The sequence below is a fragment of the Mesorhizobium sp. M1169 genome, assembly GCF_040318345.1.
GTDB lineage: Bacteria > Pseudomonadota > Alphaproteobacteria > Rhizobiales > Rhizobiaceae > Mesorhizobium.
Map to the genome: position 1 here is coordinate 1 of NZ_JAMYME010000109.1, position 933 is coordinate 933.

General features: G+C 60.9%; 1 protein-coding gene. It reads left to right on the forward strand.

The annotated features are described in order from the left end of the window. The first annotated feature begins 3 nt into the window (after window positions 1–3). The gene (locus NKH41_RS34025) at window positions 4–492 is read left to right on the forward strand and encodes an SRPBCC family protein (protein ID WP_352935987.1); all 489 of its coding nucleotides are present in this window, start codon (window positions 4–6) and stop codon (window positions 490–492) included. Window positions 493–933 lie beyond the last annotated feature (441 nt).

A 933-nucleotide genomic window follows, 5' to 3' on the forward strand; every position in this document is an offset into this window, starting at 1 on the left:
GCCATGAGCAAGCTTCCTGCAACCGCGCCCGTAAGGCATTTCGTCGTTGTCGAGGCACCTATCGCGCGTGCCTTCAAGGTCTTCACCGAGGATTTCGGGAAATTCAAACCTCGCGAGCACAATCTTCTTGTCGGGCCGATCGCAGAGACGATCTTCGAACCCTGGGTCGGGGGCCACGTTTACGATCGCGGCGTGGACGGCAGCGAGTGCCACTGGGCTCGTGTGTTGGCTTACGATCCCCCCGGCCGGCTCGTTCTGAGCTGGGACATCAGTCCTCGGTGGCAGATTGAGAGCGACCTGAACAAAACCAGCGAATGGGAAGTCCGGTTCACGCCTGAGACGGAGAACCGAACCCGGGTCGAGATCGAGCACCGGAATCTCGAACGCCATGGCGAAGGCTGGGAGGGCGTGCGCGTGGGGGTTGATAGCGATCAAGGCTGGCCACTGTACCTGCGGCGGTTCCAGGGCCTTTTCCCCGGTGCGGCGGCCTGACCCGTCCGCGCCCTTGCGAGCATCACTCGCAAGCACCGTCTGGTCCACTGCGATTCCAGGGAATGGAAGTCTATTGGTTAAGTCTTCTCGGCGTGCTCGCGCGCTGCTTGCTATCGGTAGTGTTGGCAGTCTACTCGGGTTCGTCCAGAGGTTTGCAGGAGCGCTGGCACGACCGGTAGTCCCGGCAGATGACGACAACCGGCTCTATAGGATCGACCGGGTTCACATGAATTCGGTCGAGGCACTGGCGCCCTTTATCGTGCCCGCAGTGCCAGCGATGATGGCTGGTGTTGGAGCGGCCACTTTGACGACATTGGTCTAGACCCACCTGGCGATACGCCTCCTCCACCTGGGAAGATAGTGTGCTGAAGGTTCTGCAAAAAGTTTTGGAGAGAGAACGGGGCTTGCTCTGAGGGGCGAGCGGCCATGGCACGGTGGTGA

Bases quoted from the DNA above. Each gene is read 5' to 3' on its own strand.
- NKH41_RS34025 (WP_352935987.1), top strand. From the start codon at position 4: ATGAGCAAGCTTCCTGCAACCGCGCCCGTAAGGCATTTCGTCGTTGTC.